The 15200-nt window shown below is 41.4% G+C and carries 14 protein-coding genes; 13 read left to right on the top strand and 1 reads right to left on the bottom strand.

What is annotated here, in order from left to right; genetic code table 11:
* Positions 1-33 precede the first annotated feature (33 nt).
* From BM192_RS06175 to darG, 9 genes are all read left to right on the top strand, one after another.
* Positions 34-405: a transmembrane 220 family protein gene (locus BM192_RS06175; RefSeq protein WP_234797515.1), complete on the top strand. Its 372-nt coding sequence runs from the start codon at positions 34-36 to the stop codon at positions 403-405.
* A 9-nt stretch (positions 406-414) separates the two neighbouring features.
* A complete protein-coding gene (locus BM192_RS06180) occupies positions 415-1107 on the top strand; it encodes an EboA domain-containing protein (RefSeq protein ID WP_037439968.1) in 693 nt (230 codons plus the stop codon).
* Between the two features lie 20 nt (positions 1108-1127).
* Positions 1128-2114: a TatD family hydrolase gene (locus tag BM192_RS06185; RefSeq protein ID WP_037439967.1), complete on the top strand. Its 987-nt coding sequence runs from the start codon at positions 1128-1130 to the stop codon at positions 2112-2114.
* A gap of 10 nt (positions 2115-2124) precedes the next feature.
* Entirely contained in the window at positions 2125-3003 is an 879-nt protein-coding gene (gene eboC / locus BM192_RS06190; RefSeq protein WP_037439965.1) for a UbiA-like protein EboC, read from the top strand.
* Positions 3004-3015: 12 nt separating this feature from the next.
* Positions 3016-4182 (top strand): 3-dehydroquinate synthase, encoded by a 1167-nt coding sequence (locus tag BM192_RS06195; protein WP_037439963.1) that lies wholly within the window; start codon positions 3016-3018, stop codon positions 4180-4182.
* Position 4183: 1 nt separating this feature from the next.
* Positions 4184-5398: a metabolite traffic protein EboE gene (eboE, locus tag BM192_RS06200; protein ID WP_037439961.1), complete on the top strand. Its 1215-nt coding sequence runs from the start codon at positions 4184-4186 to the stop codon at positions 5396-5398.
* Positions 5395-6768 (top strand): alkaline phosphatase family protein, encoded by a 1374-nt coding sequence (locus BM192_RS06205; RefSeq protein WP_037439959.1) that lies wholly within the window; start codon positions 5395-5397, stop codon positions 6766-6768. Before eboE ends, BM192_RS06205 begins: the two co-directional genes overlap by 4 nt.
* 143 nt (positions 6769-6911) lie before the next feature.
* Positions 6912-7562, top strand: a complete 651-nt coding sequence (gene darT / locus BM192_RS06210; RefSeq protein WP_051759800.1) for a type II toxin-antitoxin system toxin DNA ADP-ribosyl transferase DarT — start codon at positions 6912-6914, stop codon at positions 7560-7562.
* Complete coding sequence (darG, locus tag BM192_RS06215) at positions 7559-8608, top strand: type II toxin-antitoxin system antitoxin DNA ADP-ribosyl glycohydrolase DarG (protein WP_037439956.1); 1050 nt, start codon at positions 7559-7561, stop codon at positions 8606-8608. Before darT ends, darG begins: the two co-directional genes overlap by 4 nt.
* A 91-nt stretch (positions 8609-8699) precedes the next feature.
* On the opposite strand, the gene BM192_RS06220 is transcribed toward darG, so the two are convergent.
* Positions 8700-11000, bottom strand: coding sequence for a GH92 family glycosyl hydrolase (locus BM192_RS06220; protein ID WP_074963930.1), 2301 nt, complete (start codon positions 10998-11000; stop codon positions 8700-8702).
* Positions 11001-11177: 177 nt separating this feature from the next.
* Between BM192_RS06220 and BM192_RS06225 the strand changes: the two genes are divergently transcribed.
* From BM192_RS06225 to BM192_RS06240, 4 genes are all read left to right on the top strand, one after another.
* The gene (locus BM192_RS06225; RefSeq protein ID WP_037439954.1) at positions 11178-12581 is read left to right on the top strand and encodes an alpha-L-fucosidase; all 1404 of its coding nucleotides are present in this window, start codon (positions 11178-11180) and stop codon (positions 12579-12581) included.
* Between the two features lie 97 nt (positions 12582-12678).
* Entirely contained in the window at positions 12679-13062 is a 384-nt protein-coding gene (locus tag BM192_RS06230; RefSeq protein WP_037439952.1) for a hypothetical protein, read from the top strand.
* A gap of 216 nt (positions 13063-13278) precedes the next feature.
* Positions 13279-14130, top strand: coding sequence for an MbnP family protein (locus BM192_RS06235; protein ID WP_074591541.1), 852 nt, complete (start codon positions 13279-13281; stop codon positions 14128-14130).
* 4 nt (positions 14131-14134) lie between these two features.
* Positions 14135-15181 (top strand): cytochrome-c peroxidase, encoded by a 1047-nt coding sequence (locus BM192_RS06240; protein WP_037440001.1) that lies wholly within the window; start codon positions 14135-14137, stop codon positions 15179-15181.
* Positions 15182-15200: the final 19 nt, after the last annotated feature.

Genomic DNA, 15200 nt, shown 5'->3' on the forward strand with positions numbered 1-15200 from the left:
TGTTTCTTACGAGCCTTAACCAAATGAATATTTATGGACCTGCTGTTAAGTATATTGAACATCGTCTTTTGTATTGCCTTTCTCCTGTTTGCTTACGTAAATCTTAATGATAATGATTCCTGGCTCTGGGTGCCAATCTATATGGTTGCTGCTGTCGCCTGCGGATTAGCTGCCTTCCACTATGTCTACCCTAACCTGTATTTGGTTGCAGTAACTTTTTACCTGGTCTATGCAGTAGTCCTGTTTTTTAGTAAAGATGGTGTTAAAGACTGGGTCATTAAATACGGAAAGCCCAGCCTGGTGGAGAGTATGCAGGCGACTAAGCCTTATATTGAAAAAGCAAGGGAATTTTTCGGTCTGCTGATTATCAGTGCTGCACTGCTGCTGAATTATTTTATTCATTAACGGAAAGCTATGAATTTAATAACAGGTCAAAACAAATACACACTTAAAAATTTAATCAATCAGTTGTTGAACAGGTGTTTATCTGCTCAATCCTTTGAGTGGATCAGTACGAAATCGGCACTTATTGAGCAGGAAGAAGGGGCTGTCCAGCTTAGTATGACTTTTGCGCAGGTTTCCAGATATGCCCCAAAAATACAGTTGGATCGCGATGCACCCGAAATAGAGGCGATCGGCAGCTTAGTACCAGGATGCGACCCCAGTAACTGGTCTGTAGCGACGCTTTGCAGAATAGCCTTAATAATGCGCATTAAGGATGTGGGAGCAGAGCTGTATCTGCGAAAGATCTCAGGATTGTTTACCGCTGCAGAGATGAACGAACTGGTTGCCCTTTATACGGCTTTACCTTTTCTAGAACATTCTACGCAATGGATTGCCCGGTGCGAAGAAGGAATACGCAGCAATATTGGCATTGTGCTGGAAGCTATAATGTATGGCAATCCTTATCCTGCGGCTTTTCTGCCGGAAGCGTCATGGAATCAGATGGTTCTGAAGGCGTTCTTTACAGAAAAAAACGTGGAAGCGATCATTGGGCTCAAAGAAAGAAATAATTCTGTTCTCCAATCAACGCTGAAAGACTATATAGAGGAGCGGGTTGCAGCCGGGCGTATAGTTCAGCCCGGTATATACACCCTGATTTATTAATAACCAAATAGAATTTGACTATGTGTTGTAATGAAAATATAAAAGAAAGAATAGCAGGGTCTGTACAGCAAAGCAGCCTTGATTTAAGTGAGATCAGCGGGATGAAATTTTTTGATCCCCATGTACATATGACGTCGCGAACTACAGATGACTACCAGGCCATGGCAGATGCGGGAGTAGTTGCACTTATTGAACCCGCTTTCTGGCTAGGTCAGCCCAGGACCGGAGTGGATAGCTTTACCGACTATTACAGCAGCTTAATTGGCTGGGAAAGGTTCCGCTCATCACAGTTTGGCATTAAGCATTATTGCACAATCGGGCTAAATTCCAGGGAGGCGAATAATGAAAAACTTGCCGAACAGGTCATGGAAATCCTGCCGCATTTTATATTTAAAGAAGGCGTAGTAGGGATTGGTGAAATTGGCTTTGATGACCAGACTCCTGCGGAAGAAAAGTATTTCCGTCTGCAACTGGAACTAGCTAAAGAAGCTGGTTTGCCGGTACAGATCCATACGCCGCACAGGGACAAGAAAAATGGTACAACGCGGAGTATGGATATTGCGCTGGAGCAGGGACTGGATCCATACAGCATAATCATCGATCATAATAATGAAGAAACGGTGAAAGAAGTACTGGACAGAGGCTTCTGGGCGGCCTTTACGATCTATCCATTTACGAAGATGGGTAATGAACGTATGGTGGAAATTGTGAAGCAATATGGTTCTGAACGCATCATGATCAATTCTGCTGCCGACTGGGGTATCAGTGATCCGCTTGCAGTGCCTAAATCTGCTGCTTTAATGAAAAGGTCGGGAATCAGCCTGGCCGATATAGAACTGGTTACGTACCGCAATGCAATTACAGCTTTCGCACAAAGCGGACAAATAGATGAAAAAGATTTTGAACAGCTGCAGCCGGTTGATCAGGCACAAAAGTTCGCCAGCAACTCTATCTTAAGAGGTGGGCAGCAACCAAGGATCGATAAAAATTCTATCATTATCTCTTAATTCCGGAAAAATGGAGAAACTTCTGGGATATCTGCGTTTAACCCGGCCCGCAAATGTAATTACTGCTGTAGCTGATGTACTGGCAGGAATGGTTATATCCGGATATTTTCTGGTACAGGTAGATTTATGGCCAGTTTTGCTCATCTGTCTTTCTACTATAGGCTTATATAGCGGCGGTATTATATTTAACGACGTTTTTGATGCAGAACTTGACCGGGTCGAAAGACCGGAACGACCTATTCCTTCAGGGTTAATACCGTTGAGAGCAGCCATAATTTTTGGGTCCGTCTGTTTCGCTGGAGGAATATTTGCTGCGGGACTTTATCAGCCGGTTTCCATTCTGCTTGCTATTGCGATAGTAATTGCCTGCCTAACCTATAATAAATGGCTGAAACATCATTTTATCCTGGGGCCGCTGAATATGGGTATTTGCCGCGGGCTTAATTTACTATTAGGTATGAGTATTTTGACGACCGGTCTGGCAGATTGGTGGTTTTTAGCATTAATTCCGGTGGTTTATATCTTCGCAATTACCATGATCAGCCGCGGTGAAGTTCATGGCGGTAGTAAAAAGACAATGGTATTTGCCGCCTTGTTATACTTGGTGGTTATCAGCTGTCTGCTGTATGTAGCAGTTGCACAGCATTATTTTCTACTGATACTCGTATTTATTGTGCCGTTCGGCTTAATGATCTACAGGCCTTTGCTTGCAGCTTTCAGGAACCCGGAAGGGAGAAATATCGGTAAAGCGGTCAAAGCTGGTGTAATAGCTTTGATTCTGCTCGACGCCACCTGGTCGGCTGCTTTCGGTAACTGGCAGGTAGCATTATGCATAGTCCTTCTTTTGCCGCTTTCAATGGGCCTGAGTAAATTATTTGCCGTTACCTAATTTGAATTAATTATGGAATATTTAGAACAATCTTTCAGCGTAAAATTTGACTATAAAGTATTTTTTACGACCTCACTCTTTAAACCTGACAATTTCACACTTGCTAATTTTATTTTAAGTGTGCCCGCTAAAATCCGCCGTAAGATCCTTTTTGTTGTGGATGAAGGTGTCGCGATTGCACACCCTGACCTGAAGGCTTCCATTAAGGAATATTTTAAAGTATATCAGGAAATTCAGCTTGTTGAAGACATCCTGATTATTCCCGGAGGAGAAGCTGCTAAAAATAATCCGGAGCTTTTTGAAAAACTGATCGCCGCAGTTGATACCTACGGTATTGACCGGCATTCCTATATCGCAGCGATTGGAGGAGGAGCGGTACTTGACCTGGTTGGTTATGCAGCTGCTGTATCACATCGTGGTGTAAAACATATCAGGATTCCCACTACGGTACTTTCACAGAATGATTCCGGTGTCGGTGTTAAAAATGGGATCAATTTTAAAGGAAAGAAGAATTTTACCGGAACATTTTCTCCGCCCGCAGCAGTATTCAATGACGCTGAGTTTTTACTGAGCCTAACTGACAGAGATTATTATGCGGGTATTTCTGAAGCGGTTAAGGTAGCGCTGATTAAAGATGAAGCATTTTTTGAATGGCTGGAAGCTCACGCCTCGTCTTTAGCTGAAAGGAATAGTAAGCAAATGAATGTGCTTATTAAGCGTTGTGCTGCATTGCATCTTGCCCATATCTCCAGTGCCGATCCTTTTGAAATGGGTTCGTCCAGACCATTGGACTTTGGTCATTGGGCCGCACATAAAATAGAGCAGCTGAGTCACTTCAGTATTCTCCATGGCGAAGCAGTTGCGATGGGGATTGCACTTGATAGCACCTATTCCTATCTGATTGGTTTGATAACCGAAGAAAAGCTGCAGCGGATTTTAAACGTATTACAGGTCTTCTTCGAACTTACCCACCCTTTGATTCAGATACAAGATCTAAATGCTCCGGTATTGAAAGGCCTGGCTGAATTTCAGGAACATTTAGGTGGGGAGTTAACCATTACGCTTCTTTCTGATATCGGTAAAGGGCAGGAGGTCCATCAGATTGACTCCGATCTATTGATTGCCGCAAGTAACTATGTCATGGAGTTTACCAGGCAACCACAATCTTTATCCCTTTAAAATGAAAACTCAACTAGGACATTTAACCTATTGCACAAATATTCATGCGGGTAAGAACTGGGCAGAAGATTTTGAGATTCTACAGCAACATTACCCCGAAATCAAACAGTCTGTATCAGCAGAAACCCCATTGGGTATTGGTCTAAGGCTTTCTCATTCGGCGAGCCTGGAGCTTCAAAACGAAGATAAACTAGCGGCTTTTATTGCCTGGCTGAAAGCGCAGAATGCCTACGTTTTTACAATGAACGGTTTTCCTTATGGCGAATTTCATCATACAGTAGTGAAAGCCGATGTGCATACACCAGACTGGACATCTGCAGAACGCAGGGAATATACCATCCGCCTGTTCAAAATTCTGAGCCGCTTATTACCAGATGAACAGGAACGCGGGATCTCTACTTCACCACTAAGTTACCGTCACTGGTTTAAAACACAGGAGGACCTGAAAGCAGCGAGTAAAGCGGCGACGCTGAATATTATAGCTGTGCTGAAAACTTTAGTTTATATCGGCCGGCAAACCGGAAAATATCTTCATCTGGATTTAGAACCTGAACCAGATGGCATCATTGAAACCGGTTTGGAATATATAGCATGGTTTGAACAGGAACTGCTGGTTTTGGGAATTCCGGAAATCATAGCCGAATTTCAGGTTTCTGCAGCAGAGGCGGAATCGTTGCTTAAAAAGCATCTTTGTTTATGCTATGATGTCTGTCATTTTTCCATCGGTTATGAAAACCATCGGGAGATGATTGCTGCATTGAAAGCAAAAGATTTGCGGGTAGGCAAAATACAAATCAGTGCAGCACTTAAAGCTAACCTGAAGACTGGTATTGAAGAACGCCAGGCGATCAAAAATAGTTTCGCGGAGTTTAATGAGCCAACTTATCTGCATCAGGTAGTCGCGGTAAAAGAAGATGGTACGCTTTTGCGTTATCCGGATCTGCCGGAAGCACTGGCCGATTTTGACCATGCCGATGTCAGAGAATGGCGCGCGCATTTTCATGTTCCCGTTGCGCTGTCCAATATAAATGTTCTTCAGACCACACAAAGTGATATCATGGAGGTACTGAAACTTCAGAAGGAATATCAGTTCACGAATCATCTGGAGGTGGAAACTTATACCTGGGAGGTACTGCCGGAAGCAATTAAACTACCAATAAGTACCTCTATAAGTAAAGAACTGAACTGGGTAATTAATCAAATCGATCAACTATGAAAAAGACAGTAGTTATTGATGTGGTAGGCTTATCATCCGGTTTGATCGGGGAGTTTACCCCATTTCTAAATAATTATGTAAAGACAAGAAATGTGTCGGTTATTGAACCAATGCTGCCTGCAGTTACTACCGCCGTGCAGTCTACTTATTTGACAGGTAAATTGCCAGAGGAGCATGGTGTTGTCGGTAATGGCTGGTATGACCGCACTGACGCCGAAATTAAGTTCTGGAAGCAATCAAATAAACTGGTGCTTGCAGAGAAAATATGGGATAGAGCTAAACGCGAAAATCCTGATTTTACTTGTTCCAATATGTTCTGGTGGTACAATATGTATTCCAACGCCGACTATTCTGTAACACCCCGGCCTAACTATCTGGCCGACGGCAGAAAGATGCCGGATTGTTATTCTGCTCCTGCATCGTTGCGGGACGAGTTACAGGAAAAATTGGGAACTTTCCCTCTATTTAGTTTCTGGGGGCCAGGAGCCAATATAAAATCTACTGCCTGGATTGCAGAGGCATCTATCCTTACAGACCAGCGTTATAATCCAACCTTAACACTCATTTATCTGCCTCATCTTGATTATTGCCTGCAGAAGTTCGGGCCCGACTTTGTGAATATAAAACAGGAGCTCGGGGAAATTGACCTGGTGTTAAAAAGACTGATAGAATATTATCAGCAGCAGCAAGATGTAGAGCTTATTATTCTTTCTGAATATGGAATAGCACCTGTAAGCCGCCCGGTTCATGTGAACAGGGTTTTGCGGGAGAATAACTTTCTACAGATTCGTGTCGAACGCGGACTCGAGCTGTTGGATGCAGGTGCCTCTGCCGTTTTTGCGGTTGCAGACCATCAGATCGCTCATATTTATTTCAATGACACGGATAAAATGGATCAGGTTAAACTGCTTTTTGAAGGCCTGCCGGGTGTTGCTGCCGTACTTGACGAAGCAGGTCAAAAGGCACACGGGATTGCCCATGAACGCGCAGGCGAACTGGTTCTGATTGCAGAGCCGGATAGCTGGTTCACTTATTATTTCTGGTTAGATGATGCCAAGGCACCAGATTACGCCAGATGTGTTGATATTCATAAAAAACCAGGATATGATCCGGTTGAGATGTTTATGTCTTCTAAAGCCAGGGCAGGGTATAAATTACTGAGAAAGAAAGCGGGATTTCGCTACATTATGGATGTTATTCCATTGGATGCAAGCCTGGTCAAAGGGTCTCACGGAAGCCCCGCAGTACCGAAAGTCTATCATCCTGTGCTGATTACTGATAACGGTTTGATTTCTCAGAACCTGAAAGCGACAGAAGTTTATGAGCTAATCTGGAATACGCTGACCGGTGATTCCGCCGTGGAAGTATAGCAGGCAATTACAATCATCACTTTGGAATCATTTGATTGCAAAGTTGAATATCAGGAGATTTAAGGATATCTCAGTTGTTCGTTTTGTTGTTCCGCACTACGGTTAAAAATTCTTAACTTTGAATTAACGGATTAACAATAGACATGGAGATAGACATAAAAAAAACATGGATTTTTAGGATTATTCCGGTTCAGAATTTGGAGCATAATTTACGTCATGGATTGTATTCAAAAAATGGCGCAAATACTATTCCCGGATACTTATCCATAGGCAGTATAGATGTGATCACCCAGCGAGATACACGACCGGTGAAATGCTATCCTGATTATGTGGTTAACGATTGTGTCCCTTTCTATTTTTCAAAGCGTACGCCAATGCTTTACAATATTATAACTGGTCATGGCGTTAAACCGATAGCTCAAAGTGAGATTATTTATCTTTGTTTCAAACTGGAAGATTTGGCATGTGATGAGTTCAGATGGTGTTATACAAATGGAAACGCAGCTAAATGGATTACGAAATTTTTTGATAGTTTTGATGATATTGATGTTAATATTGACTGGCATTCCATTAAAACCGACGATTTCCGAGATGCCAATGCCGACGGTGATGAAGATAGGATAAGAAAAAAGCATGCGGAATTTTTAGTTCTTCATCATGTCCCACCGGAATTTATACGCAAAATTGTTGTATTAAATCCGAGAGTTAGAGCCGAAGTAGAGGCTATAATAGCTGCTCAGAAAATGGATATTAACGTACTTGTTAACCCTAAACAATTATTTTATTTCACATGATTTATAAAACAGGCAATTTACTGGAGGCAGAAACACAGGCTCTTGTTAATACAGTAAACACGGTTGGAGTCATGGGAAAAGGAATTGCACTGCAATTCAAAGAACGGTTTCCACAGAATTTCAAGATTTATGCTGATGCTTGTAAAAAAGGGTTGGTGAAGGTTGGAAGAATGCTCATTGTAAATGAGCATACACTGGAAGGAGAAAAGATCATTATTAATTTCCCAACTAAGGAGCAGTGGTTTAAAAAATCCCAGTATCGTTTTATCGAGGAAGGTTTACAGGCACTTGCACAGGAGATCAGGACTCGTAATATCAAAAGTATCGCATTACCTCCATTGGGCTGTGGAAATGGGGGGCTTAATTGGGAGAAAATCAAACCTATGATCAATCATTACCTTTCTGGTCTTGAGGGTGTGGAGATTGTCGTGTTTGAACCTAATGAAGCAGTAAAGGAGATTTTGCAAAACGAACAACAAAAAAAACAAGTTGAACTAACTCCCGGACGTGCAATGTTACTATATGCGTTGTTTAGGTATGAAAGACTTGGCGAAGTTGCCAGTATATTTGCGGCGAACAAGTTGGCATATTTTTTACAAGAAAGTGGCGAGAAATTGAAATTGCAATTTACTGCTTACACCTACGGTCCATATGCGCAGGCAGTTGAAAAGGTTTTGTATTCGATGAATGGCAAATATCTAACGGGGTTAGAACAAATGCAAGCCCGGCCGTTTGAACCGTTAAAATTGAATTGGGAAAAATTAGCGGAGGTGGAGTCTTATATTAAGACCTCTCTTTCTGATGACCAGAAGCAGCGTATTGAAAATATCTTTCAGGTTATTGATGGTTTTGAGTCTACGTTATCGCTGGAGATACTATCATCTATACATTATCTCCTATCAGAGGATCCTAAACTTTCGCAGAAACAACTACTCTCGAAAATACAAACTTGGAATGACAGAAAAAGGCAAATGATCAAAGAAGAATATATTGAGATTGCGGTGGAACATTTGGCTAATTATGGCCGGCGACTCAACTTTGCATGATTATCAGTTGGATAAACAAAAAACCCGTATCTAATTGACAGATACGGGTTTTTTGTTTATGTGAAATTATGTAAGACCGACACAGCAGCATTTATTTCTTTAGCTCATTTGAGAATGAATACGGCAGGTCTGCTGTATTTACTCCTCTTGTTTTTTCAGGTTTTTCCGACATCTCGAAACTGATATTACCTCCTTTAGTCAGGTCCTGATGGGTCAGGTAATTACGAGTGTAGCTCTTACCATTTAGTTTCATGGATTTTATATACCTGTTTTTGCGGTTGTTATTACCCGCGCTAATGGTCATTTGCTTCCCGTTTTCGAAGTTCAGCCTTACCTTGCTGAATAAAGGCGAGCCAGTGATATATTCATCTGTTCCGGGACATACAGGATAAAAGCCGAGGGCCGAGAAAACGTACCAGGCCGATGTCTGACCGTTGTCTTCGTCACCGCAATATCCGTCAGGGGCCGAGGAATATAACTTATCCATTACTTCCCTTGCCCAGTATTGCGCTTTCCATGGTTCGGCAGAGTAGTTGTACAGATAGATCATATGTTGTATAGGCTGGTTGCCATGTGCGTATTGGCCCATATTCATCACCTGCATTTCCCTCATTTCATGAATCATACTTCTGCTGTCCATACCTAATGAACCAGGCATGGTAAATACAGAATCAAGCATATGATTAAATGTTTTTTTACCACCCATCAGGTCAATTAGCCCTTGAGGATCATGTAATACTGACCAGCTGTAGTGCCAGCTGTTACCTTCTGTAAAATCTTTACTCCAGTCTGTCGCTTTAAAATAGTCCTGGAACTTTCCGTCGGTCTTTTTACCACGCATCAGGTTATATTTAGGATCAAATACATTTTTGTAGTTCATTGCCCGTTTCGCGTAGATATCTATCTCTTGTGCCGGACGCTTTAATGCCTTGCCAAGCTTATAAATTGTCCAGTCATTATAAGCATATTCCAGAGTACGGGCGACATTCTGCGTAATTCCGGCATCGTTAGGGATATAACCATATTTATTGTATTCCTGATAACCTGTCCGTCCTGATGCAGCTACTGTCGGGTGAACATTATTTGCTCCGTTCTTAAGTGCTTCCCATAAAATTTGAATATCATAGCCTCTCAACCCTTTCAGATAAGCGTCTGATACTACAGACGCAGAGTTATTGCCAATCATTGTGTTTCTATGTCCCGGACTTGCCCATTCAGGTATAAAGCCACTTTCTTTGTAGGCATTTGCTAATCCTTCCTGCATTTTTATACTTTCAGAAGGATACATGAGGTTAAGAAATGGGAAAAGACTTCTGAAAGTATCCCAGAAGCCAGTGTCGGTAAACATGTAACCCGGTAATACTTTTCCGTTGTAAGGACTGTAGTGAACAGGAGTTCCGGTGGCATCTATTTCATAGAAGCTTCTTGGGAATAGCAAAGAACGGTAGAGGCAGGAATAGAATGTTCTTTTGTTGTCTATATTCTGGTCATCTACCTGGATTTTGCCCAGCACTTCGTTCCAGGTATTTTCACCTTTTTTGACCAGTTGGTTAAAGTTGTCATGACCTAATTCCCGCAGGTTTATTTCTGCCTGTTCCGGACTAATAAAAGATGAGGCGACCCGGGCATGTACCTGCTCACCTTTATGAGTTGAAAAACCAATTATTGCGCCACTGTGCTTACTTTCACTTTCCACACCGCCAGCATTGATATTGCCATTTGAAACTGCTGCCTGGTAGGTGAATGGTTTGTCGAAAACAATTACAAAATAGTTCTTGAAGTTGTCAGGTACACCACCGCTGTTTCTGGTTGTATAGCCAACAATTTTGTTCTCAGATTTAATTATTTTAGTATAAGATCCTTTATCAAAAGCATCAATGGTTATATAGGCCTGCTTAGTTTCGGGAAAGGTGAACCTGAACATCGCTGCACGGCTTGTCGGTGTGATTTCGGTTTTGACATCGTGATCAGCAAGATAGACGCTATAATAGTTGGGGCTTGCAATTTCTGATTTGTGGGAAAACCAGCTGGCCCGTTTATCTTCATCGAACTGAACTTCTCCGGTACCCGGCATAATGGAGAACTGACCGTAGTCGTTCATCCATGGGCTTGGTTGGTGAGTTTGTTTAAATCCTCTTATTTTTTCTGCGTTATAAGTATAGATCCATCCATCTCCCATTTTTCCCGTTTGCGGAACCCAGAAATTCATACCCCATGGCATCGCTATAGCCGGATAGGTATTACCGGTAGACAGTCCATAGCTGGAAGAGGTTCCTGTTAATATATTCACATAATCCAGCAGATTGTCTTTTTGCTGGGCATTTGTGACCTTGCTGAGTTGAAAAGTGAGGGCAAGGCAGATTAAGAATCTCAATGAAATTTTAAATGACATGTAATTGGGTTTATAATGGTTTAAGTTACTAAAACGATTTATGGCTCTAATAGGCTAAAATAATATCTAAACTGGATAATATTACAAGAAATTTAAATATTTAACTTCTTTATGTTTACGAGTGGGAGCGCAGCCTGTAAGGATTGTGAGTTTATTGCTAATCTAAAATCTAGTTTAATGTTAAAAAAAGCTATTCTGGGCCTGGTATTGATACTTGGCTTTAACACCACTACGCTACTGGCGCAGGATGTAAATTCCAAACCACTACCATTGCACCAATTACAGCAGCAGTTTGTAGACTTGAGGTTCGGTATGTTTATTCACTTCAACATTCCAACATATGCTAATGCAGACTGGCCGGATCCAGATGCACCTGCTTCACTTTTTAATCCGGTAGACCTGGATTGTGATCAATGGGCAAAAGCAGCAAAGGCAGCTAATATGACATATGGTTGTATTACCACAAAACATCATAGCGGGTTCTGTATCTGGGATACTAAAACAACAGATTACAGTATTAAGAGCAGTCCTTTTAAAAGAGATGTAGTACGGGAATATGTAGATGCATTCCGTAAGAATGACCTGAAGGTTATGCTTTATTACTCTATTCTGGATACACACCATAAATTAAGACCAAATGAGATTACACCTAACCATATTGATATGGTTAAAAAACAGATTACAGAATTATTAACTAATTATGGCCCGATTGAGGCTTTGGTGATCGATGGATGGGATGCGCCCTGGTCAAGAATCACGTATGATGAAATTCCATTCGAAGAAATCTATCACCTGGTTAAAAAGCTGCAGCCAAACTGTTTATTAATGGACTTAAATGGTGCAAAATATCCAGCTGAAGGTCTGTATTATACAGATATTAAAACTTATGAAATGGGAGCAGGACAACAGGTATCTAAAGAAACCAATAAAATGCCGGCTCTTGCTTGTCTGCCGATTAACACAGCATGGTTCTGGAAAACAGATTTTCCTCAGGTGCCTGTTAAATCTGCGGCGAAACTGGTTAACGAAACTTTGATTCCTTTAAATAATGCTAACTGTAACTTCATTTTAAACGTTGCGCCAAACCGTAACGGTTTGATTGATGAAAATGCTTTGGCTGAGTTAAAAGAGATTGGTAAAATCTGGAAGAATGAGGGTTCAGTCGGTAAAATTGCAGAGACCGGAGCTCCAATCATTTCATCTAACCTGGCTAAAAATAAACCATCTAATTCCAGCTGGAGTGATGATTATAATATTATGGACTTTGCCAACGATGATAATTTCCGTTCTTCATGGGTATCCAATTCAGAAGTAAAGAATCCTTGGTACGAAATCGATTTCAGAAAGCCGACAACTTTTAACACCGTTGTTATTGCGCAGAACGATGCTAATTTCAGTAACTATACTTTAGAGTATTATCAGAATAAGACCTGGAAGAAAGTCTATGATGGAGAGAATAGCAAAAAAGTAAAAGTAAACAGATTTGATAAGGTGACAGGCGAAAAAGTGAGGGTGAAAATCAAAGATTCAGGTAAACAGATTACGATATCAGAATTTGAAGTCTACAATGAAAAAAGATAAGTTAGCATAGTCTCCTGTCCCTTAAGCCGGCAGCGGGAGGATAAAAGAATTTGTCCTGAATAGGAAAAACAAGGTTTTAAACAATATCTTTGCGGCAATGAGATTCAGAAACTTGATTGCGGTATTTTTGCTCGCGGCCCTGATGTTATCAACATTCAGCCGCCAGTTTATTTACGCGGGTTTTGAACTGAATCAGAAGTACATTTCCAGTACACTGTGTGAAAACAGAGATAAGCCCGAGTTGAATTGTAATGGTAAATGCTACCTTGCAAAAAAACTAAAGCAGGCAGAAGAAAAAGAGAAAAAGCAGGAACAGGACGGACAAAAGAAAAGCTTTCAGGAACATTGCATTCTGAAAACAACAGTTACCCTCCCGGCTTTAACCTACACTCAGAAAAGGAGTGCTTCTGCAGAAATCTCTTCAGCTTTGCCAGTACGCGATGCTGAAGTACTCGTACCCCCTCCCACCTTATTTTCCTAGGTTTTAATTAAAGTTCATTTTTTGCATGTTAATCCTGCGGGTTTAGCTATGCATATGGGATTTTTATGCCCTGCCTATTAATGCTTTATTCATTCTAAAACAATTTATTATTCACCCTTAAACCGGTTGTAAAGGCAATATTCATTGGCTATGGGGACTGGTATGTCCCGGAAATCCAAAGCTTTTAAAGCCCGTATTCAATACAAATAATTAAAGATGAAAACCATTTTAAATCATATCACATATTCCCTAATGCTGGGAGCACTGTTATTAAGTACAGCATGTAGTAAAAAAAGCGATCCTGCTCCAGAGTTCCAGGAACAGAATCTGGCTCCGCTGTCTGTAGAATTTGATAACATTGTTGGCGACCGGACTTTCTCTGTCAACAACACCGGTAGTCCGTACACTAATGGCGCAGGAGAGAAATTCTCTATTTCTATGCTGCAGTATTTTATTAGTAATATTAAGGTTACTACCGCTGAAGGCAAGAGCTATACGGTAAATCAGGACAGTAGTTATTTCATGATTTCAGGAGCTGATAAAGCAACGCGATTTGCTAAAGTAAATGTTCCTGAAGGTGATTATACGTCTTTGACTTTTACAATGGGGGTAGATAGTTTAAGAAGTACAATGCCTATAGATAAAAGAACAGGAGTACTGGACCCGGCTGCTGGCGGCCATGATTCAGGCGGAATGTATTGGGGATGGAATTCAGGATATATTTTCTTCAGGTTCGAGGGTAATTCCAGTGTGATCTCTGACGATGCAAATGGCGATCCTACAGGTAAAAAACAATTTAAATATCATATAGGTGGATTCGGAGGTTATTCTGCACCGACTATTAACAATATTAAGACTGTTACTTTGGACTTGCGGACTGCAGGAATTGCACGGGTCAGAAAAGACCGTCAGAGTAATATTCACCTCTTTGTCGATGTAATGAAGGTCTTTAACGGGACCAACTCATTTAGGATTGCTGAGCATCCGAATGTAATGTTTAGTGAGTATAGCACTAAGGTGGCTAACAATCTTACAGGAATGTTCAGACATGATCATACCGAAAATTAAGGCCATGAATAGAAAACATTGGCTTGTATTGCTGTGCATGGGAATCTTCATTACTGCTTGTAAGAAGGACAATCCCTTAAAGCAGGAAATAGAACAGTTCCTGGGGTTTCACAAACCAGATAATTTCCCGGATCCGACGTATCATTTTGCAACTAATCCGGTAACTAAGGCTGGGTTTGAATTGGGACGGGCACTTTTTTATGAGCCACGACTGTCCAGAAATAACACGATAAGTTGCGGGTCCTGTCATATCCAGTCTTCTGCGTTCACGCAGCACGGACACGATGTGAGTCACGGAATTGATGACCGGCTGGGTACCAGAAATTCCCCTCCGATTATGAATCTTGCCTGGAATAAAGCTTTTATGTGGGGTGGTGGTGTATACGATCTTGATCTGCAGCCGGTCACACCTATTACAGCGCATGAGGAGATGGACGAAAGCCTGGAAAATGTATACAGTAAACTTCGTGACATGCCAAAATACCAGCAACTTTTTAGATCTGCATTCGGATCTGCGGAGATTAATACAGCGGTTTTTATGAAAGCGCTTTCGCAGTTTATGGTCATGTGTATCAGTAGCAATTCCAGGTATGACAAAATCATGCGTAAAGAAGCAGGAGCAAGTTTTACCTCTGCCGAGCTGAATGGATATCATCTTTTTAAAGAAAAATGTGCATCCTGTCATGCTGAACCATTATTTACCGATGGTGCATTCAGAAATAATGGTCTAGGTATTAGTCCGGTTAACGATCTGGGTTTATATACGGCCACGCTAATTGAAACTGACAAGTATAAATTTAAAGTGCCCTCTCTGCGAAACCTAACCTATACTGGTCCTTATATGCATGACGGACGGTTTTTATCACTGCCAGGCGTGCTGGAACATTATAATTCGGAGGTACAGCCTACTCCAAATCTTGATCCGCTACTTCGGCAGAATGGCAGGGTAGGGATTCCTTTGAGCGGCGATGATCAGAAAAATCTGCTTGCATTTCTCAAAACATTGGATGATGAGGAGTTTATTAAGAATATCAGTTTATCAGAACAATAAAAATTCAAGGGGCGGCCTG

Origin of the sequence: Pedobacter antarcticus, from assembly GCF_900112985.1 — a bacterium.
GTDB classification, from domain to species: Bacteria; Bacteroidota; Bacteroidia; order Sphingobacteriales; family Sphingobacteriaceae; genus Pedobacter; species Pedobacter antarcticus.

Bases quoted from the DNA above. Each gene is read 5' to 3' on its own strand.
- eboC (WP_037439965.1), top strand. From the start codon at position 2,125: ATGGAGAAACTTCTGGGATATCTGCGTTTAACCCGGCCCGCAAATGTA.
- BM192_RS06180 (WP_037439968.1), top strand. From the start codon at position 415: ATGAATTTAATAACAGGTCAAAACAAATACACACTTAAAAATTTAATC.
- BM192_RS06225 (WP_037439954.1), top strand. From the start codon at position 11,178: ATGTTAAAAAAAGCTATTCTGGGCCTGGTATTGATACTTGGCTTTAAC.
- BM192_RS06235 (WP_074591541.1), top strand. From the start codon at position 13,279: ATGAAAACCATTTTAAATCATATCACATATTCCCTAATGCTGGGAGCA.
- darT (WP_051759800.1), top strand. From the start codon at position 6,912: ATGGAGATAGACATAAAAAAAACATGGATTTTTAGGATTATTCCGGTT.
- BM192_RS06230 (WP_037439952.1), top strand. From the start codon at position 12,679: ATGAGATTCAGAAACTTGATTGCGGTATTTTTGCTCGCGGCCCTGATG.
- BM192_RS06185 (WP_037439967.1), top strand. From the start codon at position 1,128: ATGTGTTGTAATGAAAATATAAAAGAAAGAATAGCAGGGTCTGTACAG.
- eboE (WP_037439961.1), top strand. From the start codon at position 4,184: ATGAAAACTCAACTAGGACATTTAACCTATTGCACAAATATTCATGCG.
- BM192_RS06195 (WP_037439963.1), top strand. From the start codon at position 3,016: ATGGAATATTTAGAACAATCTTTCAGCGTAAAATTTGACTATAAAGTA.
- BM192_RS06240 (WP_037440001.1), top strand. From the start codon at position 14,135: ATGAATAGAAAACATTGGCTTGTATTGCTGTGCATGGGAATCTTCATT.
- BM192_RS06175 (WP_234797515.1), top strand. From the start codon at position 34: ATGGACCTGCTGTTAAGTATATTGAACATCGTCTTTTGTATTGCCTTT.
- BM192_RS06205 (WP_037439959.1), top strand. From the start codon at position 5,395: ATGAAAAAGACAGTAGTTATTGATGTGGTAGGCTTATCATCCGGTTTG.
- BM192_RS06220 (WP_074963930.1), bottom strand. From the start codon at position 11,000: ATGTCATTTAAAATTTCATTGAGATTCTTAATCTGCCTTGCCCTCACT.
- darG (WP_037439956.1), top strand. From the start codon at position 7,559: ATGATTTATAAAACAGGCAATTTACTGGAGGCAGAAACACAGGCTCTT.